This window comes from Niallia sp. Man26 (genome assembly GCF_022049065.2).
GTDB lineage: Bacteria > Bacillota > Bacilli > Bacillales > Cytobacillaceae > Niallia.
Genome location: NZ_CP095743.1, coordinates 3,118,900 through 3,143,788 on the forward strand (window position 1 = coordinate 3,118,900; position 24,889 = coordinate 3,143,788).

Genomic DNA, 24,889 nt, shown 5'->3' on the forward strand with positions numbered 1-24,889 from the left:
ACTAAGATGTTAAAACAAATCCAGTTGTCTAGGTGCAAGATTTCTATATTCAATGCCAAGTATTTTCATTAACTGCAGTGCATTGTCTGCAGCATCCCCGCCAGAATTATTGTTGAAAAGAACATAAACATGTTCACATTGCTTCTGTAATCGTTTAATATTCTCTGCCCATTCCTCTAATTCCTTCTGATTATATCTGTAAAGATACCGAACCTCTCTCCAGTTTGGATTGTTTTTTTGTGCCCAGCCGTAGTAGTTCCTGCCATGGAAACGGATAAGCACCTTATCGGTTCGGACAGTTTCTAGGATAGCAGGAATGGATCCTGGCATTACCTGGGGTTCATCACAGATGCTATGAATCCAATTTTCTTCCTGCATAAAGGCAAGTGTTTGCTCTCTAAATTTCTCATCAAACCATGATTGATGTCGAAATTCTAGTGCACAAGGAATGTCCTTCATCTTCGCTTTGCATACCCTTAAATAATCCACATGCGCCTTTGTGCAGTCAAACCATGGAGGAAATTGGAAAAGCACCATACTCAGCTTATTATTTTCAATATATGGTGAAATAGATTCAATAAACGCATCAAACATTTCTTCCTTCGTTGCAAATGGAAGCTCTCCTCTTTGATGGCCAGTCATGCCCTGATATGCCTTTACAATAAATTGAAAAGCCTCTGGTGTTGTAGCTGTCCATCTTTGCGCATTCTTTATTGGCTGTATAGCATAAAAAGAAGAGTCTACTTCAACTGTCGGGAAATAGCTTGCATATTCCTGCAGTTTATTTCGCGGAGAAACATGGGAGCCATACAAAGAATCATGGTCGCCCCATCCAGTTAAACCAATCTGAATCAAATGACCACCTCTACTAACATTATGTACGAAAACGGTAAAAGTTCCTAGAGCTAATGACCTATTTACCGCTTTTAATTTTCTGTTTATACAGGTTTCTAATATTATTATCTTAACATACCCAATCGTAACTTTGCTTTTTATAAAAAAAATTCGTATCTAAACTAGATACGAATTTTTTTACATTAACCGATGGAGCCTTCCATTTCAAACTTGATTAGGCGGTTCATCTCAACGGCATATTCCATTGGTAGCTCTTTAGTGAATGGCTCAATGAAGCCCATTACGATCATTTCAGTAGCTTCCTCTTCTGAGATACCTCTGCTCATCAAGTAGAATAACTGCTCTTCTGAAACTTTAGAAACCTTCGCTTCATGCTCAAGTGAAATATTATCATTTAATATTTCATTGTAAGGGATAGTATCTGATGTAGATTTATTATCCATTATTAATGTGTCACACTCGATATTAGCACGTGCTCCGTCTGCTTTACGGCCAAAGTGTACAATACCGCGGTATGTTACTTTTCCGCCTTGTTTCGAAATAGATTTTGAAACAATTGTTGACGAAGTGTTTGGTGCTAAGTGAATCATTTTTGCACCAGCATCTTGGTGCTGACCTTTACCTGCAAGTGCGATAGACAATGTCATTCCTCTTGCTCCTTCACCTTTCAAGATGACAGCAGGATATTTCATTGTCAATTTACTTCCGATGTTACCGTCAATCCATTCCATTGTAGCATTTGCATCACATACAGCTCTTTTTGTAACAAGGTTGTATACGTTGTTTGCCCAGTTTTGGATTGTAGTATAACGGCAATAAGCATCTTTTTTGATGATTATTTCTACTACTGCACTGTGAAGAGAGTTTGTTGTATATACAGGAGCTGTACAGCCCTCTACATAATGAACATGTGCCCCTTCATCAACGATGATCAATGTTCTTTCGAATTGACCCATATTTTCTGAGTTAATACGGAAATACGCTTGCAGCGGCGTATCTACTTTGATTCCTTTTGGTACATAGATGAAGGAACCACCAGACCATACAGCTGAATTCAATGCAGCAAACTTATTGTCAGTTGGAGGAATTACAGTTGCCCAGTGCTCACGGAAGATATCTTCATTTTCTTTCAATGCTGAGTCTGTATCCTTAAAGACAATTCCCATATTCTCCAAGTCTTCTTGCATGTTGTGGTAAACAACTTCAGATTCATACTGAGCAGAAACACCTGCAAGATATTTCTGTTCCGCTTCTGGAATACCAAGCTTATCGAAAGTTTGCTTGATTTCTTCTGGAACTTCATCCCAGGAACGTTCTGTCTTTTCAGATGGTTTTACGTAATAAGTGATTTCATCAAAATTCAATGAAGCCAAATCTCCGCCCCATTGAGGCATTGGCATATTGTAGAAATGCTCTAGAGACTTCAAGCGGAAGTCAAGCATCCACTGCGGCTCTTCCTTCATTTTTGAAATTTCTTCAACGATTTCTTTCGTTAATCCACGCTTAGAACGAAAGATGGAAACGTCTTTGTCTGAAAATCCATATTTATAATCCCCAATATCGGGTGCTTTTTTTGCCATTTCGTTTTCCTCCATTCTAATGCAACTCCTAAGATGGGACTAAAAAGACTGCAATTAGTTAAGACCTTCGTTGAAGCCCTTTTCCATCGCTTTCCATGCCAGTGTTGCACATTTAATCCTAGCCGGGAATTTGCAGACGCCCTGAAGCGCTTCAATATCCCCTAAATCTATATCTTCACTATAGTCTTTTCCCTGCATCATTTCGGAGAAAGTATTAGAAAGCTCAAATGCTTCTTCTACTTTTTTTCCTTTAATCGCTTGTGTCATCATTGAAGCTGATGACATGCTGATGGAACAGCCTTCTCCATCAAACTTTGCGTCTTTAACAATGCCGTCCTCCACTTGCAGTGTCAGCAGGATTCGGTCACCGCATGTCGGATTATTCATGTTAACCGTCAGACTGCCTTCTAAAATCCCTTTATTCCGGGGATTTTTATAGTGATCCATAATGACACTTCTGTAAAGTGTATCTAAATTATTAAAAGACATCGCTGAAATACTCCTTTGTTTTAACAATTCCGTCAACAAACTTATCAATATCATCTTCGGAATTATAGAGGTAGAAGCTCGCCCTTGCTGTTGCAGAAACGTTCAGCCATTTCATCAACGGCTGTGCACAGTGGTGGCCTGCCCTTACAGCAATACCTTCTGCATCAAGCACTGTCGCCACATCATGAGGATGGACATCCTCAATATTAAATGTAATGACACCTGCTCTGTTTTCGGCACTTTTTGGACCGTATATTGTCAGACCCTCTACTGTAGACATTCTCTCCATTGCGTATGCAGCAAGTTTATGCTCATGCTCTGTAATATTATCAAGACCAATCTCTTCTAAAAAGTCAATTGCTGCTCCTAGACCAATAGCGCCAGCAATGATTGGCGTGCCTGCTTCAAACTTCCATGGAAGCTCCTTCCATGATGATTCATACAAGCCGACAAAATCAATCATCTCGCCGCCAAATTCGATTGGTTCCATGTTCTCAAGCAAATGCTTTTTGCCATATAAAACACCGATCCCTGTCGGACCGCACATCTTATGGCCAGAGAAGCCGAGAAAGTCACAGTCAATATCTTGAACATCCACCTTTAAGTGAGGAGCAGCTTGAGCAGCATCTACGACAAGCACAGCACCATGCTTGTGAGCAATTGCCCCTATTTCCTTCACTGGGTTGATGATGCCAAGAACATTGGACACATATGTCACAGAAACAAGCTTAGTTGAATCTGTAATTGTTTCCTCCACGTCGGCTAAGCTGATCGTGCCATCCGCTTGAAGTGGCAAGTACTTCAGAACAGCTCCTGTTCTTTTGGCCACTTGCTGCCATGGAATGATATTACTGTGATGCTCCATCGGAGAGATGACAATTTCGTCACCCTCCTTTAGGTTTTCCATCGCATAACTTTGTGCAACCGTATTAAGGGCAGTAGTCGTACCTCTCGTGAAAATAATTTCCTCTGTAGATGTCGCATTGATAAAGTTCTTGACCTTTTCTCTTGCTCCTTCATAACCATCAGTAGCTCTTGTCCCAAGTGTATGGACACCACGATGGACGTTGGAATTATATTCTCTGTAATACTTTTCTAATGCTTCAATTACTTGCACCGGCTTTTGCGAGGTTGCAGCACTGTCTAAATACACCAAAGGATGACCGTTGACTTCTTGGTTTAATATTGGGAAGTATGGACGAACATCTTTGATATTCATTATTTTACTTTCCTTTCAATTACCTCAACCAATTGCTTTTTAACCCCTTCAATTGGAAGCTGTTCCACTACAGGAGCCAAGAAGCCATGAATAACAAGTCTTTCTGCCTCATGTTTTGGAATACCGCGGCTCATCAAGTAGTAAAGCTGCAATGGATCTACTCTTCCGACAGAAGCAGCATGCCCTGCTGTTACATCATCTTCATCAATAAGCAGGATCGGGTTTGCATCACCACGAGCCTTCTCACTTAGCATAAGGACACGTGATTCTTGCTCGGCATTAGCTTTTGTAGCACCATGCTCGATTTTTCCGATACCGTTGAAGATAGAAGAAGCACTATCCTTCATAACACCATGTTTTAAGATATAGCCTTCTGAGCTTTTACCGAAGTGTACAACCTTCGTTGTAAAGTTTTGCTTTTGCTCACCGCGGCCAACAACAACTGATTTCGTATCACCAAATGAACCATCGCCCATTAGGTTTGTTGTGTTTTCACTGATTGTGTTTCCATCGTTCATGAAGCCTAATGCCCATTCAATCTTCGCATCACGATTAGCTACTCCACGTCTGTTAACATATGTTGTAACACCTGTTGCCAAGTTGTCTACAGCACCGTATTGCACTCTTGAATTAGCATTTGCTACAACCTCTGTAATGATGTTGAAAACTGCTTCTTTCGGCTCTGCAACAGAAAGATAGTTTTCCACATAAACAACAGAGCTATTATCTTCTGCCACAACCAATACATGGTTAAACAAGTTTGTTTCCTCATCATCATGAAGGAAGATTGATTGAATCGGTTCTTCAACCACGACATTTTTCGGAATATACAGGAATACTCCGCCGTTCATCAATGCTGCATGCAAGGCAGTTAATTTATGCTCATCAATCTTCACTGCATCCTTCATGAAATATTTTTGCAACAGGTCACCGTGTTCTCTAGCTGCTGTGAAAATATCTGTAAAGATTACGCCTTTTTCCTTAAGCTCGTTAGAAACAGCTATAAAAGTAGGGCGGTTGTTGCGTTGTATATAAAGAGTTTTATTGTTTTCCAGGTCGATCAATGCTTTTGCTTCTTCTGGAAGGTCGTTTACACTGTCGAAGTCCTGGCTGCTCACGATATGTTTATCTATTTGAGTGAAGTTCCAGTTCTTGATGTTTGTTTTGTCCGGCTTTGGCATCGGCAAGTCTTCAGCCAATTCCAATGCTTTCACACGCAATTCTGTTAACCAAGCTGGTTCACCCATATCTTTTGAAAAGGAAGTGATGTATTCCTGATCAAATGGTAATTTAATTTCCGTTGTCATGGTCGGGTCCTCCTAACTATTACGCTTCTTGTTCAACTGTTTCGTCTTCAATGCCAAGCTCTTGCTTAATCCAATCGTAACCTTCTGCTTCAAGGCGTGCAGCTAGTTCAGGTCCGCCAGACTTAACGATGCGGCCTTGCATCATAACATGGACAAAATCAGGTGTAATGTAGTTCAATAATCTTTGGTAATGCGTAATAATTAAGCAACCGAAGTCTTCGCCGCGCATTTGGTTGATACCTTTAGAAACGACTTTCAATGCATCGATATCCAAACCAGAATCGATTTCATCCAAGATTGCAATTTTCGGCTCAAGCATCATCAATTGAAGAATCTCATTACGTTTCTTTTCACCGCCAGAGAAACCTTCATTCAAATATCTTTGTGCCATATCTTGATCCATTTCCAAGAATTCCATATTGCTGTCCATTTTACGGATGAATTTCATCAATGAAATTTCGTTTCCTTCTCCTAATCTGCTGTTTAGGGCAGAACGCAAGAAGTCAGCATTTGTGACACCGCTGATTTCACTTGGGTATTGCATTGCCAAGAAAAGGCCAGCACGGGCGCGTTCGTCTACTTCCATTTCCAATACATCTTCGTCATCAAGCTGAACACTTCCGCTTGTTACTTCATACTTAGGATGTCCCATGATTGCAGAAGAAAGAGTTGATTTACCTGTACCATTTGGTCCCATGATTGCATGGATTTCTCCGCCTTTAACCTCAAGGTTTAAACCCTTGATAATTTCTTTCTCATCAATTGCTACATGTAAGTCATTAATTACTAATTTAGATTGACCCATTATTTAATACCTCCACAGTAAAAGAAGTTTTGTTCACAAAATTGTCGAAACTTCATTATCAATTTATTATCATTCTAATCTTATAACAAATAAAATCTAATGGCAACCTTTGTAGCCCCAAACTTATTTGTTCATTACACATAATAATACCAAATATTATGTATTTTTTAAAATATGGCGATTTTTTCATTTTGCTGTAGTACACTAGAGGGAATTATTGTAATTTTTTCACTGTCAAACTTGAGTAGTAAAAACAATTTCCTTCCTTATTATATATTCCAAAAAAACACATCATGAAGAAGGAGCCGGAAGACGCTTAACGCTAACCCCCGGCTCCTTACTTCCTGCGTATCTTCATGCTTATTGCTGGATTGATGTAAATTCTGCCATTGCTTCTTGCACCAATGTAACAGCCTGACTCATAACAGCTCCGCCTCCGAAAGCAGCAGTGACACCAATTGCTTCGAGGATTTCTGCTTCTGTAGCGCCTTGGTCGATGCAGCCTTTTACGTGATAGATAATGCAGTATTCATCTTGAGAATACAAGCTAATTCCTAATGCGATAAGCTGCTTTTCCTTTTGCGATAAATGTCCTTCTTGGAAGCATTTCTCCGTATATGCATTAAATAATTCAGCAAGCTCAGGCATTTTTTTCGTAAATGTTCCTAATCCTTCTTTATAGTGGTGAATTGCATTTCCTATTGAACCATGTGTTTGCATATCCATCAATCATAGCCTCCATTTTTCAAAAGTTAGCACTAAATTGCAATGTGAATCGCAAACTTAGTATTGATAAATGAAGTAATTCTTATTCCTTAAAATAAAGAAACGCTCTTTAGAGATAAGAGCGTTTCTGCGTATTATTCAGATACAGGGATAACTGCACCTTTATATTCTTCGTTGATGAAATCTTGAATTTCTTTAGATTGTAATACTTCAACAAGTGTTTTAATTTCTTCTTTATTTTCGTCTTCTTTGCGAACTGTGATGATGTTTGCATATGGAGACTCGCTGCCTTCAATTTCAATGGAATCTTCAACTGGGTTTAGGCCAGTGTCCAATGCATAGTTAGCATTGATTACAACAGCGTCACCTTCGTTGTTGTTGAAGATTTGCGGCAACAATGATGGCTCATAATCAGGTTTGAATTTAATATTTTTTGGGTTTTCTGCAATATCGTCAACCGTTGCGCTTACTTTATCTACGCCATCTTTAAGCTTGATTAAACCGCCTTTTTCCAATAGTGAAAGCACACGGCCTTGTTCTGCCACAGAGTTAGAGAAAATTACTGTTCCGCCATCTGGAAGTTCATCTAAGCTTTTGTATTTTTTAGAGTAAACAGCCATAGGTTCAATGTGGATTGCTCCAGCGCTGACAAAGTCATAGCCGTTTTCTTTAATTTGATTTTCAAGGTAAGGAATATGCTGGAAATAGTTTGCATCTAATTCTTTAGATTCTAAAGCTTTGTTTGGCAAGATATAGTCTTGGAATACTTCAATTTTTAAGTCAATACCTTTGTCAGCCAGGATTGGTTTTGCTTTTTCCAAAATTTCAGCATGCGGAACGTTTGAAGCTCCAACTACTAATTCTTTTTTATCGTCGCTGCCTGATGATGAATCTTCATCTTTAGATGAACCGCAAGCCGCTAAAGCCAACACTAAAGCTAGTGCAAATAGTAATGATAATAATTTCTTCATGCGTTTTACCCCTCTTTTTGTTTTTTTATTTATCTTGCATGATTTCCGCCCACATATACAGCAGGAAAGAAAATCAAGAAAATAACATTATCTTTTATCAATTTTCGATGTGATTATGTCACCAATAAATTGGATGACGAACACGATAATCAAGATGATAATTGTCGCAATCAAAGTTACATCAGATCTGCTTCGCTGGAACCCTTCCAGATAAGCAAGATTTCCTAATCCGCCTGCACCGATAACACCTGCCATTGCAGTAGAACCAACAAGGGCAATGGCCGTTACAGTAATCCCGGAAACTAATGCTGGCAATGATTCTGGGATTAAGACCTTTGCGATAATTGTCATCGGTTTTGCTCCCATAGCCTTAGCTGCTTCAATTACACCCTTGTCCACTTCTCTCAAACCAATTTCAACAAGTCTTGCATAGAATGGTGCTGCGCCGATAATCAATGCTGGCAGGGCAGCATCTGCTCCTATCATGCTGCCGACTAGCAGCTTAGTGAATGGAATAAGCAAAACGATTAAAATGATGAACGGAATAGAGCGAAAAATATTAACGATAGCACTGATGATTTTATTGATGACCACATTGCTCCACATATTCCCTTTCGCTGTCAAAAACAATGTAATCCCTAAAACTAACCCTAATACAAATGTGATAACGATTGAGTATCCAGTCATGTAGAGCGTTTCTACTGTTGCTGTCCACATTTTCTCCCAATCTACATTCGGAAATAATTGTGTCATCCTTCAATCACCTCCACACTAATTTCTTGTGATTGAAGAAATTGCAGTGCTTTGCCAACTTCTTCTTCTTGACCATCCAAATGGATATACAATGTTCCGTATGAACCATTTTGAGTTGGTGAAATTTTTCCTTGAATGATGTTTACTGTTATTTCAAATGAACGAATCAGCTGTGTAATAATCGGCTTTTCTGCGCTTTCGCCAACAAATCCAAGCATGATGATTTTGCCTGTTGAATAGTTCGCAACAAGATGCTCGATAGTATCTTTAGCATCATCCGGCTCGATTACTTGCTGTACAAATCTTTTTGTGATGTTTTGTTCCGGCTGCTTGAACACATCGATGACAGGTCCTGTTTCTACCACTCGGCCGCCTTCCATCACTGCGACACGATGACAAATTTTGCGGATAACATGCATTTCATGCGTAATCAGCACAATCGTAAGACCTAATCGTTTATTGATATCTACAAGCAAATCCAAGATCGCATCTGTCGTTTGCGGATCAAGAGCGGATGTTGCTTCATCACAAAGCAGAACCTTCGGATCACTTGCAAGTGCTCTCGCAATGCCGACACGCTGCTTTTGCCCACCGCTCAATTGGGATGGATAAGCATCCTCTCTGCCTTCAAGACCGACAAGCTTAATCAGCTCCAATACCTTTTTCTCACGCTCTGCTTTTCCTACACCAGCAATTTCTAACGGAAAGCTGATATTCTGTTTAACTGTACGGGACCAGAGGAGATTAAAATGTTGGAATATCATGCTGATTTCCTGACGAGCCTGTCTCAGCTTGCTGCCCTTTATTTTGGAAACCTCATATCCTGCAACAGAAACTGTGCCCTCTGAAGGAATTTCAAGACCGTTAAGCATGCGGATTAATGTACTTTTTCCTGCGCCGCTGTAACCGATAACTCCAAAGATTTCTCCTTTATCTATCGTTAAGTCTACACTGTCTACTGCAGTCACTTTTCCTTTTTTCGAAGGATATATTTTTTTGACCTTTTGAATATTAATCATGTCTTACTCACCTACTTTGCTGTCTTATCAAAAGTTCCATCTACTTATTATCGTAAATAGTGTTTTACGGAATTGTCTAATCCATACTTTGGGTACAAAAAAAGCCTTCCTGCTTATATAAAATGAGCAGAAAGGCATTATGATTTAACCTTCCTCTCATCTGTCAAAGCAATTGCTTTGTGTGAATTGGCACCATGTCATACTTTGACGGTTGCCGGGCTTCATAGGGCACATCCCTCCACCTCTCTCGATAAGAGTATAGAATATATAGTTATAATAAGTTTGCTGAATAAATTTGATAGTCGTAATGTAACATGGGAAAACAGAAGGTGTCAATCATTTTTTTTAAGTTCCTAATATAGTGTTTTTTCTGAATTATATGTTTATTTATTGTAATATTTTCTAACAATAATATATATGGTTAACTTTTCTAAAAATACTGTCAATATCCCACTCAAAAGACTTACTCGACGATAATCCTCGGAAACACTTACAATTAATTAACATTATTTCAAAATAAAAACTTCCTTTAAATTAAGGAAGTTTTTGGTTAAGAGCAGCTTTTACACCAAGCTTGTTCATTAACATTCACTAGGTGAAACAGTGATTCTAATAGCAACAGTTTTCTCAAAGATGAATGAACTTCCACATCCTGCTCTTTCTTCGCACGTCGGAGCAGCACTCTGCCTTCAAAAACGTCTTCAATGGAGTTTCGGCTGCCTTTTAATAAAATAGTGTGGTTATCAGCAGTAGGCAGTACGGTAAAAACACCATTCTTTAATTCTAAATAAAAGCTGCTTTCTCCGCTTTCAACCTTAATAATAAAAGCTTCTCTTCTAAGCAGCGGTTTTATGACATGACTTTGATTCAAATTTTTCACTAACTGATTGAAAATATGCCCCATTGCTTCACACCCTCTATATTTTCATATAGTAGGTAATTCTGTTTTCTCCCATTATTCCCTCTAAAAACACCTAAATACTTTTAGACATGTTTCACCATTTCCCGGGAAATACAAAAAATCTTGTCGAATGGAATACTTGTTAGGAAGACATTTTCTCTAATAAATGTGGCACTGATTCGAAACGGTAGATTTTTTCTGTTAATTGTCCCTCCTGAAAAATTAACAGGCAGGGTACACTTTCTATTTTATACTCCTCTGCTAACTGAGGTGCATAGTTCAAATCCATTTTCCCTATCGATACATTATTGTGCATTGCTTCAACAACAGTAAGCATTTTGCTCGCCACCATGCATGTTCCGCACATCGGTGTGTATAAGTAAAGAAAGAACGGCTCCCTTTCCCGCTCCTTTAAAGCAGACCGCAGTCCGTCTTCTGTGCATTCAATCATGACTATCTCATCCTCATATCTAAAAATTTAGGGTAGATATCTATATTCGCCTGCAGCAATGCAGCCGCAATATGATGTTCAGGCGCACTTGCAACTTCCCGATACATTTTATCAATATATATATGCTCTGCTTCTGGCAATTCCTTTCTGAAGAGCTTTCTGATTTTTTCTCCAGATGCATCTGCATCAACAAGAATATAAACATCCTTGTCAAATAAGTCTTCAATAAGATCATCTAATTTCGAAATCCCGATTGTGCCATTCGTACAAATAATATCTACTGGTTCTCTTACAATATCCTTTACTTTCCGCTTATCTGATGTACCTTCGACAATAATAATTTTTTCCATTATAATCACCTGAAGTATTATTTTTGCAGCTAGTATCCCCGCATCTTGCAAGTTATATTATGTAATACTTTAACATATTGCTAATTGGAGTGAAAGTTATCGGCATTTGAAACGAAAAGAAGCACCAAAACGGTGCTTCTTTAACATCAATCTTCGTTTGTCATTTTATCATATTGTTCTGCTGTCATTAATTGCTCTGCATCGGCAATATTAGACGGCTCAATAATAACCATCCAAGCTTTTTCATATGGAGATTCATTTACGTATTCAGGATTATCACTTAAATCTTCGTTTACTTCTACTACTTTGCCGCTGATTGGCGCATATAGTTCAGAAACTGTCTTAACAGATTCTACGCTGCCGAAAGGCTCGTTCTTTGTTACTTCGTCTCCAACTTCTGGAAGCTCAACAAACACGATATCTCCCAATTCTGATTGAGCAAAATGTGTAATTCCAATACGCACATTTTCTCCTTCAACTTTTACCCATTCATGTTCTTCTGAATAACGCAAATCTTTCGGTGCACTCATGCAATATCCCTCCAAATAGATTAATATCCTTCAAGCGGCACAATTATGTCCAGCTTTCTTTAAAATCCTCTTCCTTAAACCCTAACGTAACCTTTTTTCCATCAGTTGTGAGAGGACGTTTGATCAGCATGCCATCAGAAGCCAGTATATCTAAAAGCTCTGAATCTGACATATCCTTCATTTTATCCTTCAAGCCAAGATCGCGATAACGCTGTCCGCTAGTATTAAAGAATTTCTTTAATTCCAAACCGCTGTTTTTATATAGGTCTTCAAGCGTAGAGCGTGAAGGAGGATTTTCAACTATATGTACGTCTTTGTAACTTACCCCGTTATCATCCAGCCATTTTTTGGCCTTGCGGCAAGTACTGCATTTAGGATACCAATAATATGTAAGTTCCATATGATCACCTTACTTACTTATGTATTTTTTTGAACATATAATTGAATATTATCATAAATTAGGACAAATTCATAACAATGTCTAATAAATATATCTTTATTATAAAGTAAAAAAGAGGAAAAACCTGCCGCAATTCAGGTTTCTCCTCTTTTTCGAACTTATACGACGTACTCATTGGCTTTAATAACACTTTCGGCAGCTTCACGCTTTAACGCAATCAGCGGCTTCGGCAGGAATCTAGTATATTTTTTTAAGATCGATAACGCAAAGCGCAAATCATCACCAGACTCCATATATGAAAGAGTATTAGTTGCTTCATTATGAATGATTTGGAAAGCCTCCTGGCAATATATTTCTGTATATAGAACCTTTTGTTTTTCTTCTGTATTTGATTTGGCTATAGCCTTCTCGGTCCGTAAAATACAGGATTCCATTGCATATAAGTGGGAAATCATTGTCGCAATATGAGCAAGCACCTCTTGCTGCTGGTCTGCTTCCATCATAAATTTTTTCGCCAGTAAGCCTAACAGCATGCTCACTGCTTTTTTACCATTTGTCACAAGCAGTTTTTCCTGGGAAAGAAGGCTGTCATCAGGCTCACTTGGGATAAAGGTGAACATTTCCTTTTCAACTGCTTTTGCAGCAGCTATTAACGGAACTTCCCCTTTCAGTGCTCTTCTTAAATAGTTACCTGTCACTGCCAACAGGTTAATTTCATTTGTTCCTTCAAAAATGCGGTTTATCCTGGAATCACGATACATTCTTGATATCGCATACTCCTCCATAAACCCGTTACCGCCATGAAGCTGCAGACATTCATCAACGATTTTATCCAAAGCTTCAGACGCAAAGATTTTATTGAGGCTGCATTCCATACTGTATTCATTGACAAGCTTGGCGGGGATTTTCCAATCTTCTGTCCCCTCCAATGGATCAAGAGCTTCAGACAATAAACCAGCAGTCCGGTAAACAGAGCTTTCAGAAGCATAAAGGAGTGCTGCCATTGTAGCAACTTTTGCTTTTGTTAAGGGAAAACGTGAAATGGGGGTTTGAAATTGCTGACGATTATTAATATAAGGTATAGTTACTTTCAATGCTTCCTTACTTGCGCCAATTGCTCCCATACCTAGTTTAAATCTGCCAAGATTCAAAACATTAAGGGCAATTAAATGACCCTTGCCTTTTTCCCCGAGCAGATTCTCCTTAGGTACAAGGACATTATCGAGGATGACAGAACAAGTAGAGGAGCTTCTAATGCCTAGTTTATTTTCTTCCTGTCCAATAGATACACCAGGAAATTCACGTTCCACAATAAAAGCTGAATAGTCTTTGCCATCTACCTTGGCATACACAGTAAAGATGTCTGCAATCCCGGCATTAGTAATCCATTGTTTCTGACCTTTTAATATATAGTGCGTGCCTTCTTCATTCAATACGGCAGTTGTTTTTATTCCGAGGGCATCAGAACCGGCAGTTGGTTCTGTTAAGCAATAGGACGCAATTTTTTCGCCTGTAGCTAAGGAAGGCAAATATTTCTGCTTTTGCTGAACATTTCCGAATAAAATCAGGGGCAAAGATCCGATTCCGACATGAGCTCCATGTGTAATGGAAAAACCGCCGGCTATGGACATTTTCTCGGAAATAATGGCAGAGCTAATCTTATCAAGACCTGAACCGCCAAACATCTCAGGAACATCAGCTCCTAACAAACCTAGTTCGCCAGCTTCCTTCATTAATTCAAGCACCTTTTTAAAATCATGTTTCTCCATACTGTCAAGATGTGGCATAACAGCATTTCGGACAAAATCACTCGTCATTTCTCCAACAAGTTCATGTTCTTCCGAAAAATCCTCTGGTGTGTATACATCTTTCCAGCTCGTATCTTCAAGAAGAAAACTTGCGCCTTTTTTCATCATTTCTCCACTCCTTCTTTCTTAGTCACAATGGCAGCGGTTTGCCTGCAGTCAATAAGTACAGCATTCTGCGAAGTGTCTCCCTCTCCTTCAGTAAGTCAATGAATGCCTGCCTTTCCAAGCCAAGCAAATAATCTTCCTCCACTTCTGTCTGAATAGGCACATCGCCTCCAGTCAGGACATAAGCAAGTTTAGCTGCAATAATTTCCCCATGCTTTGTGATAGCGCCTTTACTAGCAAAATCCTGCACCTTCTTTTGCAAAAGGTGGAAGCCTTCCTTGCCGGCCACTGGTATTTTCTTAACAACAGGTGGTTCATAACCTGTCTCAAACAGTTTGATTACTGTTTGCTTAGCTTCCTCCATAACATTAAGACTGTTAAAAGTAATACTATCTTCGCTGCTTAAAAAGCCAATTGTTTTCCCTTCCTCTGCTGAAGTGGATACATTGCTAGTCAATATTGCTTCAAAAGCCTTCGCTGCAGCTGTGATTAAATGACTGTGATCGATACCATCTTGTTCATCCAGCAAGTTCAAGTACAGCTCCTTTGTGCCTCCTCCGCCTGGAATCAGCCCTGCGCTTATTTCAACAAGACCGATATATGTTTCAATCGATGCATGAATTTTGGCAGCAGCAAGACAGATTTCCGCACCGCCGCCTAATGTTTTGCGATGGCTCGCTGCAACAACTGGCTTCTTACAGTATTTGATACGCTTTAGAGCTTCCTGAAACTCTTTCACCACAATTTCTAATTCTAAATAATCCTGATTTTGCCCTTCAAGCAGCATCATAGCCAAATTTGCTCCTGCACTGAAGTTCTTTCCGCTGCTTCCAATTACAAGACCTTTTATGCTGTCTGTGCTCTCTGCAATCGTTACAGCCTTATTTAGCATCTTTATCATATCCATACCGATAATATTATTTTGACTGTGCATTTCCAATAGCAGGACACCATCGTCCATATTAACTATGCTTGCTGCTTTATTACCTGCTATCACTTTTCCGCTTTGCCTTTTATGCTCTAGCCGATATTGATCGTTTGTCAGCGGTATTGGTTCATATTTGCCATTATGGTAGTAGGAGCGCTTCCCATCGACACTCTTATAAAAGCTTGTAAACCCATTTTTAATCATGTCTTCTATCCATTCTGGCAGCTTTTGGTTCTCACCCTTAAGTTTTTCGAGGGATTCCGTTAAGCCAATCTCATCCCATGTTTCAAAAGGACCTTGTTTGAAATTGAAGCCTGTTTTAATTGCTAAATCAATTTGAAAAATGTTTTCCGCAATCTCCAGTGCATGCTCACCAGAATAAAGCAGATACGGCATAACAGTTTTCCATAAAAAAACGCCTGTTGGGCTGCTGTCATAAATAAGCTCTTTCAGCTTTTCGCGGCTTTTGCTTCGTCTTGGGATTTGTTCCTCTACATATTGCATTGTATGATAATCAAGCACGAGCATTTTTTCTTTTGTTTTTTTATAAAAGCCTTGCTTTGTTTTCCTACCAAGCATCTTGTGATTAAGCATCTCCAGCAAGAAGACAGGAACCTTATACTGCTCTTTTTCCATCGTGTCTTCTGTCCTGTTCCGCACATTTTTAACAGTATGGAAAAAAGTATCTAATCCGACCATATCGAGTGTTTGGAAAGTGGCGCTTTTTGTCCTGCCAATAAATGGCCCTGTCAGCCTATCCACTTCACTTATGGTCAAATCCATTTGAACCATAGCATCTAATGTTGTAAGAAAGGCATGTGCCCCAATGCGGTTTGCAATAAAATTAGGTGTGTCCTTTGCTTCAACAACTACTCTTCCTAAGACAGTTTCAGCAAATGTTTTCATATAGGAAATTACTTCAGAGGAGGTTTTATTTGTTGGAATAAATTCAAGCAGCAATATATACCGGGGCGGGTTGAAAAAATGGGTTCCTAAAAAATGTGTTTGGAAATCCTCTGATAAGCCTTCTTTCATCTCAGTAATCGAAATTCCTGATGTATTACTGCTAATGATTGCTCCCTGTCTTCTCACTGCATCTACTTTGCAGAAAAGAGATTTCTTAGCATTTATGTCTTCTGTGATTGCCTCAATAATCCAATCAGCCTCTTTCAGGGCTTCGAAATCATCTTCCATATTGCCAATTTCTAAAAGCTGCTCGTTAGATGCCGAAGTAAGCATGCTCGGTTTGCTTAAACGGATCCGTTCAAGCGCTTGTGCAGCTAAACGGTTGCGAACCTTCTTGTCAGCAAGAGACAAATCAGCCGTTTTTTCTTCATCCAACAGGCTATCCGGGACCTTATCAAGGAGCAATGTAGAGATCCCGACATTAGCCAAATGCGCAGCAATAGCCGACCCCATGATTCCGGAGCCAATGACAGCCGCTTTCTTTATACTGTACATTCATTTTTCCTCCTTTTATTTATATTCATATGCAAATTTAGTAAATCCCTTCCTATCTACAATAAAAAACAATGATAAACTTCACAATAACCATATGCGGAAATTAGCTTACAGGAAAAAAGTTTAACCTTTAATTCTGTTCAAATAGGCCATCCTAAGGATATTAGCAAGGAGGTGACAATTATGGCTAAGATGAAAAAAAACCCTTCTAAAGGCGGAGTTAGTGCAGCTAGTGTAAAGGGAGATGCTGGCCCAACAGTAGAAAATGACGGCGACGGCAAAAGGAACAGTCAAAACAATCAGTATAAAAAATAACAACTAGCTTTCATTCTTTATATAAACTTTTACAAGATATTGGAGGTTTTATCATGCAACAGCAATCAATGAGCAGCATGAGCCAAAATCAAGGGGTTATGATGGAGCCGCCGGAAATGGTGACAGTTAAAGATTCCTTGTACTTGGCAGATATGCTTTCCTGGAATCTCCTTGCGATGAAAAAGGCCCATTTCTTTGCTCAAAATATCCAGGATCAAAACATTAAGTTACAGGCAGAAAAATGCGGGCAAATGCATCAACAGCATTATGAGAAAATCTTAGCTCATTTAAATGAATCTAACCAAAGCAGTCTACAAGGACTGCAACAGCAGTGAACGGAGGTAGAGCATGAATCAGCAAAAAGTCCAAAATCCAGAAACACAAGTAGCCAAAACTCCACAAATGAATGACAGGGATTTCATCAATGATTTGCTGGCAACCGAAAAATACATGACTGCATCCTATTCTACAGCGCTTAATGAGGCAAGCAATGAGAAACTGTACGATGATTTGCTCAGCATTTTCACTGAAACGCAAAACATGCAGAGAGAGCTGTATGATCTCATGTTTCGTGAAGGCTGGTATAAGCTGGAATCAGCCGATCAGCAAAAATTGCAGCAAGCTTATCAGCAGTTTAAAGGATATGAGTCACAATTTCCTTATGGCAGCAGTTTGCAATAATAAAAAAATGCTAGTAGGCACAGGACTAGGAATAGTTGTCCTCCTACTAGCATCATATGATTTAATTTTTATTTTGCTTTTGATTATCATTTAAATTTTTTATTTCACTAATGATATCGACCACCTGCTGTTTCGCCTCAGGAAATTGACCATTCCAATGCTTCACTAAACTCGGCATTGATTTCGCCATCTGGTTGTAAAGCATCCAAATTTCCACTTCTTTCTTTAAGTGGTCATTTCCCTCTCCCAAAAGCAGCTCGGTGTATTTTGACAGTAATGAATCAAATTTCTCGAGAAATTCCTTATCCACTATTATTGCTCCCTCCCCATTTTTTGATTTGACATTATGTTCATTATATTTTATTATAAATTTAAATCAATTGATAATGATTATCAATCTTGATTAAACCGCACTAGCAGCTCACTATTATTTTTCCCCCTCATAAAAAAATAATAGAACCTGAGTCTGTACTAGAAAAAAAGATGTCCTAAGATTAGCAAGCTCCCATGGATCAGGAGCGCTGCTTATCAAAGGACATCTTTTTTTAATGACGTTATTCATCACTTGAAAACATATATTTTTTATAATGGTATCGAATGGAGAAAATTAGCCCGATTGCTAGCATATTTCCAAGCAAAGAACTTCCTCCGTAGCTGATGAACGGCAAAGGAATACCTGTGATTGGCAAAACACCAACAGTCATCCCGATATTTTGGAACACGTGGAATGTCACCATGCTGATAACCCCAACACATATGCATGTATAAAAGGAATTTTTTGTTTCAAGTGCAACCTTCGTAATATGGTAAATGAGCAGGAAAAACAAGCTGATGATAATGCTTGCGCCAATAAAGCCAAATTCTTCTCCGACTACACTAAAGATAAAATCAGTGTGGTTTTCGGGAAGCACTACTTCATTTGTGCCTATTCCTTTTCCTGTTGTTTGACCTGATCCGATCGCAAGCAAGGATTGGGTTAAATGATAACCTGTTGAACTTTGGTAGTTATAAGGATCGATCCAAGAGTATATCCGTCCGAACTGATACTCCTTCACTCCTAAGTATTTCTCCAACCACTCAGGATGCCATATAACCATATATAAAATCGATGTAGCAAGCGTTACTCCGCCAATAAAAATGGGAGCTATTATCTTCCATGTGATGCCTGAAATGAAAATCATCCCAACCATAATAGCAATAAGTACAAGAGACGTACCTAAATCCGGCTGCTGCATGACGAGCAGCAATGGAGCAAACGTAATACCACCTATTTTCAACAGCAATAAGAAATCCGTCTGCAAAGTTTTTACCAGATGCTTTTCCTGATGGTCTACAATAACTTTCGATAAAATCAGGATTAAAAATACTTTAACAAACTCTGATGGCTGCAAGGAAAAGCCCGGAAGCGTGAACCAGCTTTTTGCTCCGTTTATTTCACGGGCAATACTGCTTGGCGCAACAATCAGCAGTAATAATAAGACAATTCCAATGCCATACAAATACCAGGATAGTTTCTTAAGCTGATCAGAATCCAGCTGCATAATCCCAGCGATAATTCCAGTTCCAATAACATAAAAGACAACCTGTTTAATTACAAAACTTGAATCAGCACTGTATATGGCAATAAGACTTGCCAAGCTTAACAACATTAATATAAGTACAAGTGTAAAATCTATTTTTGAAGTATTTCTGTTTGGGGTCATATTTCATTACTCCTCGAATATGTGAAACTTTAAGGTTTTAAAATGTCAAAAAAACAAGATAAGCTCATTAATAGTTTGTACAATTCTTCATTATATTTGTAATTGCAGCAAATAACAACTTTCGACAAGCATTTAATCAAAATTTAATGTTTGTTACCCCAAAAAATCTTTCCAATAAAAAAAGAAGCTTAGAAAAAGCTTCTTACAGAGGCTGTTGGCAAACACCTTTAAAGTAGTAGATATCTCGCTTATGAGCAACAGAAATCACTCGCTGCTTGTGTGAGACCCAGTCTCACTAATTGAAGTAGAAGTTACCCCAATTAAACTAACTGCTCCTTTTCACCAACAAATAAATAAAGAGAGTTACTTACGATATATTTGCGTCACTTCCACTAATTCATCTGCAATTTTTGCAAGTGATTGAGTGGACACTGTAATTTCTTCAATTGCAGCCAGCTGTTCTTGTGATGATGCGGATACATTCATGGAGTTTTGGCTGTTTTCTTTGGCAATGCTAGTAACTTGATCGACAGAACCTGCGACTTCGACAATGCTGGCATTGATGTTTTTCGCTGCATCAAGGATATTTTCCATCTGTGCGCTCATATTCTCCATGCTGCTTGAAATCATATTGAATTTTTCCTTCGTGTTGTTGGTAATATTGATTCCGTCTTTAACTTCATCTGTCACTCTTCTCATTGTTTTCACAGATGTGAGAGTATCTTTTTGAATTTCATTAACTAATACAGCAATTTGTTTAGCTGACTGATTTGATTGTTCTGCAAGCTTTCTGACCTCTTCTGCAACAACGGCAAAGCCTTTTCCAGCTTCTCCTGCTCTTGCTGCCTCAATAGCAGCATTAAGAGCAAGCAAATTTGTCTGATCAGCAATTTCTGTGATGACCTTCAAGAATTGGCCAATTTCTTGGGAACGTTCCTGCAGAAGTTCAATGGTTGTGTTCGACTCTTTCACTGAATTTTGTATTAAACTCATTTGCTGAACGGTGCTATCCACAACGGCTTGTCCTTCTTTAGCCCCCTGCACTGTTTCATTAGTAGATGTAACCATCGCTTCTGTGTTTTTTGCGATATCTCTTATTTCATTGTTAACAACAGCGACAGCGTCTGCTACACTCTCCATTCCCCTTGTCTGTTCCTCTGATCCAACTGCAACACTTTGAATCGCTGCAGAAATTTGTTCCGATACATGGCTTGTTTCAACTGCATTAGCAGTCAATATTTCTGCAGAGGAATTAACCATGTCTGCTGTTTCATTTACCTTATCAACCATTGCCTTAATAGAGTCCTTCATTAAGACAAATTCATCTGTAAGCTGGCCGATTTCATCATTAGATTTTTTTTGCAGAGTATTATCAAGATGTCCTTGGCGTATTTCCTTAGTCGCAGCAAGCAAACTTTTAATAGGCTTAATAATAATTCTTCGCGTAAAGAAAGAAGCAATTAACGTAGTGAATACTAAGTTAATAATTGTATTAATAATCATGCCTAATTCTGGCGCAAAGATTCCTGCCTCTCTAAGCATTTCATTTAATTGTATGGAAATAGGCGTGCTTATTATTGTAGCCAACACTATAATGAAAGCTATTTTTGTTCGTAAACTATGAAACAAATTTTTCTTTTTCATATACAACCGCCCTAACTATTTGTTTTTATAGGATATTATACCTAATTATTTTAGGTAAATATAGCACGAAATTAGTATAACAGTCATCCTTTTTGCTTTTCCTTTGAAATAATTCAAAACTTTTATACTATAACCTATAAAAAAAGGACCATTATGTGCATTGCACATAATGGTCAAAAGTGAGAGGAGGTTATGGGGTTACGGTATAAAGAAAAGCGCTGTATTTCTTTCGGAAAAGATGATACAAGCTATTCTTTATACTTATTAGATATGCTTTTTCTGACGAAAAGTGAGGGCTTTCCCCTTTTCAGCTGAAAAAGGGCAAGCATCTTACCTTTTCCTTTATAAGGTTTGTCCTGTCTCCGCTTCTAAACATACAAGTCAAGCCATATATTATACAGATTGTATTTACTTAGGGAGCTGTATGTAAGGAGGTTACTCTTTGGAAAAACTAAAAAGACTCACTAGTGTTCAATATTGCATGCTTTGGACATTTATCAGCACGCTGATCTTCTATGCTGCAACAGATATCTCCGTGTACACGGTCGCTGCACTAATTGCAGGAATTGTACTTTCCTTCATCAACCTGCTGGAAGATGAGGTCATCCATCAAAAAATACGTGGAGATTAATTTTTTTTTAATTTCATGTATAAAAACAAAAAAAAGGGACCACAATGTTATTACAAAGTGTAATTCCCCCTTTTGTTAAAGAGGTATTAGGCCATCATCCCCCCTAAGGATTTTTTAGCCGAATACCTCTTTTTTTTTATTGCAGCAACTGCAGAAATTTTTTCGTCCTTGCTTCCTTAGGAGCAGAGAAAAACTCCTCTGGAGTTCCTTTTTCCACAATATAACCGCCGTCCATAAACAGGACTTCGTCTGCTGCTTCTCTGGCAAATTTCATTTCATGTGTGACGACAATCATCGTCATCCCTTCTTTGGCAAGATCCTTCATTACCTTTAAAACCTCACCGACAAGCTCTGGGTCAAGTGCTGATGTTGGCTCGTCAAAGAGCATTACTTCCGGCTCCATTGCCAGCGCTCTTGCGATGCCTACACGCTGCTGCTGTCCTCCAGACAGCTGAAATGGATAAAAATCAAGCTTATCAGCCAAGCCAACTTTTGCAAGAAGCAGTTCCGCTTTCTTCCTTGCTTTTTCTTTGTCTTCTTTTTTGACGATAACAGGTCCTTCCATCACATTTTGCAATGCAGTCTTATGCGGGAATAAGTTATAGCCTTGAAAGACCATGCCTGTTAATTTTCGAAACTCTGTCACTTCTCTTTTGGAAACCTTTTGAGAAAAATCGATGCTTTTATTACTGATGCCAATCGTTCCTCCTGAAGGTGTTTCAAGCAAATTTAAACAGCGAAGCATTGTCGTTTTCCCTGAACCTGATGGTCCGATTACAACAATTACTTTCCCTTTATCAACATCCAAGTTGATATCCTTCAAAACTTCCAGCTCTCCAAAGCTTTTGGACAAACCTTTAATGTTAATCATATGGCATCCTCCTTTCTGCGCAAAAGTGCGTGCCTATTTAAGTAAATGCCTGCTGAATCGATCTTCCAGCCTTTGCTGAACGATGGATAATGGGAAACATATCAACCAATAAAGCAGAGCTACTTCTGAATACAATAATAAAAACTCGTAGTTGGTGCTTGCAATCTCCTGTGCTTTCCGGAACATTTCTGTCACTAGAATTAGGGCAGCAAGCGATGTATCCTTCACCAAGCTGATGAAAGTATTAGATAACGGCGGCAGTGATACTCGTGCTGCTTGTGGAAGGATAACTCTTTTTAAATTTTGTGTATATGTCATCCCAATCGAGTAGCCTGCTTCCCATTGCCCTTTAGGAATGCTGGAAATGGAGGCACGGACAATTTCTGACGCATAAGCCCCGACATTCAAAGAAAAGCCGATAATTGCTGCCGGCACCGGATCGATTGTAAGGTGTTCAGTACTTATATTTGGAAGTCCGTAAAAAATGATAAACAGCTGTACTAATAATGGCGTCCCTCTAATGATGGAAACATATATACGTGCAATAATTTGAAAAATCTTTATGCTTGATAACCGTGCTAACGCGGTTACTACTGCGAGTATAAGACCGATGATGAATGACACAATGGCTAAAGGCAACGAATACAAAAAGGCCCCCTTCAGCAAAGGCAGAAGGGAACTTGTTGCTATATCCGTATATCGTTGGAGCTGCTCCGGATCTGTGAAGATATTATTTAAGAACATCTTCCCCGAACCATTTCTCAGATATTTTTGTGTATGTGCCATCATCGATCATATCTTGAAGTGCTTTATTGACTTCATCTACTAAAGAATCGCTGCCTTTTCTGAACATTAAGCCACTTTGTGCAACATCATCTGCTGTATCAGCAATCACGATATCTACATCAGGCTTTTGTTTTTTGTAATCTAAGAAGGATAGCTTATCATTAACTGTTGCATCAACACGGTTAGAGTTTAGCAATTCAACCGCTTGGTTAAAGCCATCAATACCGACAAGTTCAGCACCGTATGACTCTGCTGTTTTCGCATAGTTGCTTGTTAAGGACTGAGCTGATTTCTTCCCTTTAAGATCCTCAAAACTCTTAATGTCTGAATCAGACTTTGTAACTAAAACAGCAGTTGAAGAAATATATGGATCAGAGAATAGGTATTTTTCTTTTCTCTCATCATTAATCCCAACTTGGTTTGCAATCATATCAAAGCGTTTTGCATCAAGACCTGCAAAGATTGCATCCCATTGTGTTTCTTTAAATTCTACGTCGACACCAAGACGCTTGCCCACTTCTTTGGCAATCTCCACGTCAAATCCAGTTAAGTCGCCTGTTTTTTCATCATGAAAAGTAAACGGAGCATATGTACCTTCTGTACCAACGACAAGCTTTCCATCACTTTTCACTTTTTCAAGAAGATTCTCACTGCTGCTGTCAGCATTTGAATCTTCTTTTTCTGCATTGCTGCCACATGCAGCCAATGCTATAGTTAAACTTAATAATAAGCATAGCAGTAAACTAAATTTCTTCATGCAAAAATCCTCCTAATTCCGATATGTCTTGTCAGACAAAAGCTATCATATTATATCGTGAAGTTATTTGTCAAAACATATTTACTTTCAACTATATTTTCACCAAAAGTCTGCTTGTTAACCGCATTTTTATAAAAGAGAGCAAAAAAATAACCATCATTTGATGGCTAGGAAATATGAATAAGTGCAAAAGAAAAATGAAAATAACTTAAAAGGAAGAGATAGGCTGCAAATGAAAATAATGTTGCAGTTTCCCTTCATATATATGCTCCATTTTATAATCATCAAGCAAGTCATACGGCGTTACTAATGATGGGTGCTTATTCCAATACAAAGCTCCGCTTTCATGAAGAACGGAAGCAACAAACTGTGAGCAAAAATACGCGTTTTTACGCGGAAAAGGAATGTTTAACATAATAAAGAATAAACCGAGCAAATTGTAGCGGTAACAATGCTTTTCTTTTTCAATCTGCTGAATAATCTCCTTCATCTTATCAAGCTGCTCTTTTGTGACGCGAATGCTGTAAATCGCGCAACACGCATTTCTAAAGAAGTCATCCCTTATATCTTCTCTGACAAATCCGCCTATAAACGGATTATTCGGCTTCTTTCGTCCAAAGCTGTAAACCTCAATCAACTGGGAGTCAAAAGAAATAGAGGCATGGTTATGCGGTTTTTTTGTAAAAAGCTTAATGCACCGTGTAAACAAGGTGCCAGTATCACTTAGTATTAAATAAACAATATGCTCATCCATTCTTTACCTCCACCAAAAAACCGTTTTATTGTATAACGACTAACATATGCAAAAAGTTTCCATTTATTGAAAAAATGGTTCATTTATAT

Annotated in this window: 28 protein-coding genes and 1 riboswitch; of the genes, 4 read left to right on the forward strand and 24 right to left on the reverse strand. The window is 38.7% G+C overall.

Annotated features, from left to right (window positions below):
• Window positions 1-9 precede the first annotated feature (9 nt).
• The 17 genes from L8T27_RS15825 to L8T27_RS15905 form a co-directional block, all read right to left on the reverse strand.
• Window positions 10-855 carry a DUF72 domain-containing protein gene (locus tag L8T27_RS15825; RefSeq protein ID WP_233316497.1) on the reverse strand — a complete coding sequence of 282 codons (846 nt, stop codon included), beginning with the start codon at window positions 853-855 and terminating at the stop codon, window positions 10-12.
• A gap of 182 nt (window positions 856-1,037) precedes the next feature.
• Window positions 1,038-2,435 carry a Fe-S cluster assembly protein SufB gene (sufB, locus tag L8T27_RS15830; protein WP_233316498.1) on the reverse strand — a complete coding sequence of 466 codons (1,398 nt, stop codon included), beginning with the start codon at window positions 2,433-2,435 and terminating at the stop codon, window positions 1,038-1,040.
• 54 nt (window positions 2,436-2,489) lie between these two features.
• The gene (gene sufU, locus L8T27_RS15835; RefSeq protein ID WP_233316499.1) at window positions 2,490-2,924 is read right to left on the reverse strand and encodes a Fe-S cluster assembly sulfur transfer protein SufU; all 435 of its coding nucleotides are present in this window, start codon (window positions 2,922-2,924) and stop codon (window positions 2,490-2,492) included.
• The gene (locus L8T27_RS15840; protein WP_233316500.1) at window positions 2,914-4,143 is read right to left on the reverse strand and encodes a cysteine desulfurase; all 1,230 of its coding nucleotides are present in this window, start codon (window positions 4,141-4,143) and stop codon (window positions 2,914-2,916) included. The genes sufU and L8T27_RS15840 overlap by 11 nt, the downstream gene beginning before the upstream one ends.
• A complete protein-coding gene (sufD, locus tag L8T27_RS15845; protein WP_233316501.1) occupies window positions 4,143-5,450 on the reverse strand; it encodes a Fe-S cluster assembly protein SufD in 1,308 nt (435 codons plus the stop codon). Before sufD ends, L8T27_RS15840 begins: the two co-directional genes overlap by 1 nt.
• Window positions 5,451-5,469: 19 nt before the next feature.
• Window positions 5,470-6,255, reverse strand: a complete 786-nt coding sequence (gene sufC, locus L8T27_RS15850; RefSeq protein ID WP_233316502.1) for a Fe-S cluster assembly ATPase SufC — start codon at window positions 6,253-6,255, stop codon at window positions 5,470-5,472.
• A gap of 360 nt (window positions 6,256-6,615) precedes the next feature.
• Window positions 6,616-6,981 carry a carboxymuconolactone decarboxylase family protein gene (locus L8T27_RS15855; RefSeq protein ID WP_233316625.1) on the reverse strand — a complete coding sequence of 122 codons (366 nt, stop codon included), beginning with the start codon at window positions 6,979-6,981 and terminating at the stop codon, window positions 6,616-6,618.
• 134 nt (window positions 6,982-7,115) lie between these two features.
• Window positions 7,116-7,952: a methionine ABC transporter substrate-binding lipoprotein MetQ gene (gene metQ, locus L8T27_RS15860; protein WP_237941851.1), complete on the reverse strand. Its 837-nt coding sequence runs from the start codon at window positions 7,950-7,952 to the stop codon at window positions 7,116-7,118.
• Between the two features lie 87 nt (window positions 7,953-8,039).
• Entirely contained in the window at window positions 8,040-8,705 is a 666-nt protein-coding gene (locus tag L8T27_RS15865) for a methionine ABC transporter permease (RefSeq protein WP_233316504.1), read from the reverse strand.
• Window positions 8,702-9,724, reverse strand: coding sequence for a methionine ABC transporter ATP-binding protein (locus L8T27_RS15870; protein WP_233316505.1), 1,023 nt, complete (start codon window positions 9,722-9,724; stop codon window positions 8,702-8,704). Before L8T27_RS15870 ends, L8T27_RS15865 begins: the two co-directional genes overlap by 4 nt.
• Window positions 9,725-9,877: 153 nt before the next feature.
• A riboswitch (SAM riboswitch) is annotated at window positions 9,878-9,981 on the reverse strand.
• 293 nt (window positions 9,982-10,274) lie between these two features.
• Complete coding sequence (locus L8T27_RS15875) at window positions 10,275-10,628, reverse strand: hypothetical protein (protein WP_233316506.1); 354 nt, start codon at window positions 10,626-10,628, stop codon at window positions 10,275-10,277.
• Between the two features lie 139 nt (window positions 10,629-10,767).
• On the reverse strand, window positions 10,768-11,076 hold the full coding sequence (locus L8T27_RS15880; protein ID WP_233316507.1) for a thioredoxin family protein: 309 nt from the start codon (window positions 11,074-11,076) through the stop codon (window positions 10,768-10,770).
• Between the two features lie 2 nt (window positions 11,077-11,078).
• The gene (locus tag L8T27_RS15885; protein ID WP_233316508.1) at window positions 11,079-11,426 is read right to left on the reverse strand and encodes a toprim domain-containing protein; all 348 of its coding nucleotides are present in this window, start codon (window positions 11,424-11,426) and stop codon (window positions 11,079-11,081) included.
• Window positions 11,427-11,572: 146 nt separating this feature from the next.
• On the reverse strand, window positions 11,573-11,956 hold the full coding sequence (gene gcvH, locus L8T27_RS15890) for a glycine cleavage system protein GcvH (protein WP_233316509.1): 384 nt from the start codon (window positions 11,954-11,956) through the stop codon (window positions 11,573-11,575).
• Window positions 11,957-11,999: 43 nt separating this feature from the next.
• Complete coding sequence (locus L8T27_RS15895; RefSeq protein WP_233316510.1) at window positions 12,000-12,356, reverse strand: arsenate reductase family protein; 357 nt, start codon at window positions 12,354-12,356, stop codon at window positions 12,000-12,002.
• Window positions 12,357-12,514: 158 nt separating this feature from the next.
• Complete coding sequence (locus tag L8T27_RS15900) at window positions 12,515-14,269, reverse strand: acyl-CoA dehydrogenase family protein (RefSeq protein ID WP_396953780.1); 1,755 nt, start codon at window positions 14,267-14,269, stop codon at window positions 12,515-12,517.
• 25 nt (window positions 14,270-14,294) lie between these two features.
• Window positions 14,295-16,658 (reverse strand): 3-hydroxyacyl-CoA dehydrogenase/enoyl-CoA hydratase family protein, encoded by a 2,364-nt coding sequence (locus tag L8T27_RS15905; RefSeq protein WP_237941852.1) that lies wholly within the window; start codon window positions 16,656-16,658, stop codon window positions 14,295-14,297.
• Window positions 16,659-16,841: 183 nt separating this feature from the next.
• Here L8T27_RS15905 and L8T27_RS15910 point away from each other — a divergent pair, with 183 nt between their 5' ends.
• From L8T27_RS15910 to L8T27_RS15920, 3 genes are read left to right on the forward strand one after another with little or no spacing between them, the layout of a single operon-like run.
• Window positions 16,842-16,973, forward strand: a complete 132-nt coding sequence (locus tag L8T27_RS15910; protein ID WP_237941853.1) for a YuzL family protein — start codon at window positions 16,842-16,844, stop codon at window positions 16,971-16,973.
• A 53-nt stretch (window positions 16,974-17,026) separates the two neighbouring features.
• The gene (locus tag L8T27_RS15915; RefSeq protein WP_233316514.1) at window positions 17,027-17,308 is read left to right on the forward strand and encodes a hypothetical protein; all 282 of its coding nucleotides are present in this window, start codon (window positions 17,027-17,029) and stop codon (window positions 17,306-17,308) included.
• A 13-nt stretch (window positions 17,309-17,321) separates the two neighbouring features.
• A complete protein-coding gene (locus tag L8T27_RS15920) occupies window positions 17,322-17,654 on the forward strand; it encodes a spore coat protein (RefSeq protein WP_237941854.1) in 333 nt (110 codons plus the stop codon).
• Window positions 17,655-17,715: 61 nt separating this feature from the next.
• On the opposite strand, the gene L8T27_RS15925 is transcribed toward L8T27_RS15920, so the two are convergent.
• The 3 genes from L8T27_RS15925 to L8T27_RS15935 form a co-directional block, all read right to left on the reverse strand.
• Complete coding sequence (locus tag L8T27_RS15925) at window positions 17,716-17,964, reverse strand: DUF2573 family protein (protein ID WP_233316516.1); 249 nt, start codon at window positions 17,962-17,964, stop codon at window positions 17,716-17,718.
• Window positions 17,965-18,208: 244 nt separating this feature from the next.
• On the reverse strand, window positions 18,209-19,357 hold the full coding sequence (locus tag L8T27_RS15930; protein WP_233316517.1) for an FtsW/RodA/SpoVE family cell cycle protein: 1,149 nt from the start codon (window positions 19,355-19,357) through the stop codon (window positions 18,209-18,211).
• A gap of 363 nt (window positions 19,358-19,720) precedes the next feature.
• Complete coding sequence (locus L8T27_RS15935) at window positions 19,721-21,001, reverse strand: methyl-accepting chemotaxis protein (protein ID WP_233316518.1); 1,281 nt, start codon at window positions 20,999-21,001, stop codon at window positions 19,721-19,723.
• Window positions 21,002-21,443: 442 nt separating this feature from the next.
• On the opposite strand from L8T27_RS15935, the gene L8T27_RS15940 reads away from it, so the two are divergent.
• A complete protein-coding gene (locus L8T27_RS15940; protein ID WP_233316519.1) occupies window positions 21,444-21,632 on the forward strand; it encodes a hypothetical protein in 189 nt (62 codons plus the stop codon).
• 136 nt (window positions 21,633-21,768) lie between these two features.
• Here the strand turns inward: L8T27_RS15940 and L8T27_RS15945 are convergent, their stop codons facing one another.
• From L8T27_RS15945 to L8T27_RS15960, 4 genes are all read right to left on the reverse strand, one after another.
• Window positions 21,769-22,503 carry an amino acid ABC transporter ATP-binding protein gene (locus L8T27_RS15945; protein ID WP_233316520.1) on the reverse strand — a complete coding sequence of 245 codons (735 nt, stop codon included), beginning with the start codon at window positions 22,501-22,503 and terminating at the stop codon, window positions 21,769-21,771.
• Window positions 22,504-22,536: 33 nt separating this feature from the next.
• Window positions 22,537-23,247, reverse strand: a complete 711-nt coding sequence (locus L8T27_RS15950) for an amino acid ABC transporter permease (protein WP_233316521.1) — start codon at window positions 23,245-23,247, stop codon at window positions 22,537-22,539.
• A complete protein-coding gene (locus tag L8T27_RS15955) occupies window positions 23,234-24,046 on the reverse strand; it encodes an amino acid ABC transporter substrate-binding protein (RefSeq protein WP_237941855.1) in 813 nt (270 codons plus the stop codon). The genes L8T27_RS15950 and L8T27_RS15955 overlap by 14 nt, the downstream gene beginning before the upstream one ends.
• 208 nt (window positions 24,047-24,254) lie before the next feature.
• The gene (locus L8T27_RS15960; RefSeq protein WP_233316523.1) at window positions 24,255-24,800 is read right to left on the reverse strand and encodes a hypothetical protein; all 546 of its coding nucleotides are present in this window, start codon (window positions 24,798-24,800) and stop codon (window positions 24,255-24,257) included.
• Window positions 24,801-24,889 lie beyond the last annotated feature (89 nt).

Excerpts from the sequence above, each read along its gene's own strand:
- L8T27_RS15935 (WP_233316518.1), bottom strand. The coding sequence starts at position 21,001 with ATGAAAAAGAAAAATTTGTTTCATAGTTTACGAACAAAAATAGCTTTC.
- L8T27_RS15905 (WP_237941852.1), bottom strand. The coding sequence starts at position 16,658 with ATGTACAGTATAAAGAAAGCGGCTGTCATTGGCTCCGGAATCATGGGG.
- L8T27_RS15900 (WP_396953780.1), bottom strand. The coding sequence starts at position 14,269 with ATGAAAAAAGGCGCAAGTTTTCTTCTTGAAGATACGAGCTGGAAAGAT.
- L8T27_RS15910 (WP_237941853.1), top strand. The coding sequence starts at position 16,842 with ATGGCTAAGATGAAAAAAAACCCTTCTAAAGGCGGAGTTAGTGCAGCT.
- L8T27_RS15880 (WP_233316507.1), bottom strand. The coding sequence starts at position 11,076 with ATGATTGAATGCACAGAAGACGGACTGCGGTCTGCTTTAAAGGAGCGG.
- L8T27_RS15875 (WP_233316506.1), bottom strand. The coding sequence starts at position 10,628 with ATGGGGCATATTTTCAATCAGTTAGTGAAAAATTTGAATCAAAGTCAT.
- L8T27_RS15945 (WP_233316520.1), bottom strand. The coding sequence starts at position 22,503 with ATGATTAACATTAAAGGTTTGTCCAAAAGCTTTGGAGAGCTGGAAGTT.
- gcvH (WP_233316509.1), bottom strand. The coding sequence starts at position 11,956 with ATGAGTGCACCGAAAGATTTGCGTTATTCAGAAGAACATGAATGGGTA.
- sufB (WP_233316498.1), bottom strand. The coding sequence starts at position 2,435 with ATGGCAAAAAAAGCACCCGATATTGGGGATTATAAATATGGATTTTCA.
- L8T27_RS15855 (WP_233316625.1), bottom strand. The coding sequence starts at position 6,981 with ATGGATATGCAAACACATGGTTCAATAGGAAATGCAATTCACCACTAT.
- L8T27_RS15870 (WP_233316505.1), bottom strand. The coding sequence starts at position 9,724 with ATGATTAATATTCAAAAGGTCAAAAAAATATATCCTTCGAAAAAAGGA.
- L8T27_RS15955 (WP_237941855.1), bottom strand. The coding sequence starts at position 24,046 with ATGAAGAAATTTAGTTTACTGCTATGCTTATTATTAAGTTTAACTATA.
- L8T27_RS15915 (WP_233316514.1), top strand. The coding sequence starts at position 17,027 with ATGCAACAGCAATCAATGAGCAGCATGAGCCAAAATCAAGGGGTTATG.
- L8T27_RS15895 (WP_233316510.1), bottom strand. The coding sequence starts at position 12,356 with ATGGAACTTACATATTATTGGTATCCTAAATGCAGTACTTGCCGCAAG.
- sufU (WP_233316499.1), bottom strand. The coding sequence starts at position 2,924 with ATGTCTTTTAATAATTTAGATACACTTTACAGAAGTGTCATTATGGAT.
- L8T27_RS15865 (WP_233316504.1), bottom strand. The coding sequence starts at position 8,705 with ATGACACAATTATTTCCGAATGTAGATTGGGAGAAAATGTGGACAGCA.
- L8T27_RS15930 (WP_233316517.1), bottom strand. The coding sequence starts at position 19,357 with ATGACCCCAAACAGAAATACTTCAAAAATAGATTTTACACTTGTACTT.
- L8T27_RS15885 (WP_233316508.1), bottom strand. The coding sequence starts at position 11,426 with ATGGAAAAAATTATTATTGTCGAAGGTACATCAGATAAGCGGAAAGTA.
- L8T27_RS15840 (WP_233316500.1), bottom strand. The coding sequence starts at position 4,143 with ATGAATATCAAAGATGTTCGTCCATACTTCCCAATATTAAACCAAGAA.
- sufD (WP_233316501.1), bottom strand. The coding sequence starts at position 5,450 with ATGACAACGGAAATTAAATTACCATTTGATCAGGAATACATCACTTCC.
- metQ (WP_237941851.1), bottom strand. The coding sequence starts at position 7,952 with ATGAAGAAATTATTATCATTACTATTTGCACTAGCTTTAGTGTTGGCT.
- L8T27_RS15960 (WP_233316523.1), bottom strand. The coding sequence starts at position 24,800 with ATGGATGAGCATATTGTTTATTTAATACTAAGTGATACTGGCACCTTG.
- L8T27_RS15950 (WP_233316521.1), bottom strand. The coding sequence starts at position 23,247 with ATGTTCTTAAATAATATCTTCACAGATCCGGAGCAGCTCCAACGATAT.
- sufC (WP_233316502.1), bottom strand. The coding sequence starts at position 6,255 with ATGGGTCAATCTAAATTAGTAATTAATGACTTACATGTAGCAATTGAT.
- L8T27_RS15920 (WP_237941854.1), top strand. The coding sequence starts at position 17,322 with ATGAATCAGCAAAAAGTCCAAAATCCAGAAACACAAGTAGCCAAAACT.